At 60.3% G+C, this 1,359-nt stretch carries 1 protein-coding gene; it reads right to left on the reverse strand.

Features of this window, described 5'->3' with window-relative positions; genetic code table 11:
- Positions 1–157: 157 nt before the first annotated feature.
- The coding region (locus ACH4E7_RS45620; RefSeq protein WP_396255132.1) for an IS256 family transposase at positions 158–1,359 on the reverse strand (1,202 nt) is incomplete at its 5' end.

Raw genomic sequence — 1,359 nt, forward strand, 5'->3', positions numbered from 1 at the left:
CAGCCGAACCGACCTCGACGCTCCTGCAGCAACGCGCAGCCGGAGAGATCACCGAAATCGACAGCATCACAAACAAATACAGCCAGCGAACCGCCATCGTCCCGATGCTCGCCGAAGAACCGGGACTATCTCGTTAACGGTGTTTCGGCCGTTTTCATCAGTAGGTTTCTGATCCGGGCCAACGATCCGCGAACGTGATCGCGAAGGCATTGAGAGCGGGTTTCCACCGTGTGATCCATCGTGCCTGACCTTTGCCTGTCGGGTCCAGCGAACGGGTCACCAGGTACAAACATTTGAGCGCGGCTTGCTCGCTGGGGAAATGACCGCGAGCTTTGACCGCCCTCCGGTAGCGCGCATTCAGCGACTCAATAGAATTGGTAGAGCATATGACTCGACGTATCTCCGTGTCATAGTCAAGGAACGGGATGAACTCCTCCCACGCGTTGTCCCATAGCCGGATGATCGCCGGATACCGCTTGCCCCAGTTCTCGGCAAGGTCGTCGAAAGCAGCCCGCGCCGCTGCCTCACTCGGCGCGGTGTAGATCGGCTTCAGTTCCCGCTTCAGTGCGTCCCAGTGCTGACGTGCCGAGAGCCGAAAGGTGTTGCGGATCAGGTGCACCACACAGGTCTGGACCGTGGTGGCCGGCCACACATGCTCGACAACCTCCGGCAGGCCCTTGAGACCGTCGCAGACGAGAAAGAAAACGTCTTTGGTGCCACGGTTACGGATGTCAGTGAGCACGCTCATCCAGAACTTGGCGCCCTCGCCGCCCGTGCCGGCCCACAAACCAAGCACGTCGCGGCGCCCGTCCAGGCTCACCCCGATGGCCGCGTAGATCGGCCTGTTCGCGACCTGGCCGTCGCGGATCTTGACCACGATGGCATCGATGAAGATCGCGGCGTACACCTCATCGAGCGGACGTGCAGACCAATCCTGCATCTCCTCGATCACCTTGTCGGTGATCCGAGAAATCGTCTCCTTCGAGACCGATGCACCGTAGATTTCAGCGAAGTGCGCGCTGATCTCCCCAGTCGTTAACCCTTTGGCGTACAACGATAAAACGATCTCATCAACGCCGTTGAGCCGACGCTGCCGCTTCTTGACGATCTGCGGTTCGAACGTCCCTTCGCGGTCTCGGGGGACTTCGATCGGGACCTGCCCGGTCGACTCGGTCAGTACCGTCTTCGACCGAGTGCCGTTGCGGATATTTGTTGATGCCCGATCCGGGTTGGCCTGGTTCTTGTCGTGCCCGAGATGCTCGGTCATCTCCTCGTTCAATGCCGTTTCCAGGACCGTCTTGGTGAACTGCTTGAGCAGCCCATCCGGGCCCGTCAGCGACAGGCCCTGCTCTCTCGCCA

This window comes from Kitasatospora sp. NPDC018058 (assembly GCF_044327205.1).
GTDB lineage: Bacteria > Actinomycetota > Actinomycetes > Streptomycetales > Streptomycetaceae > Kitasatospora.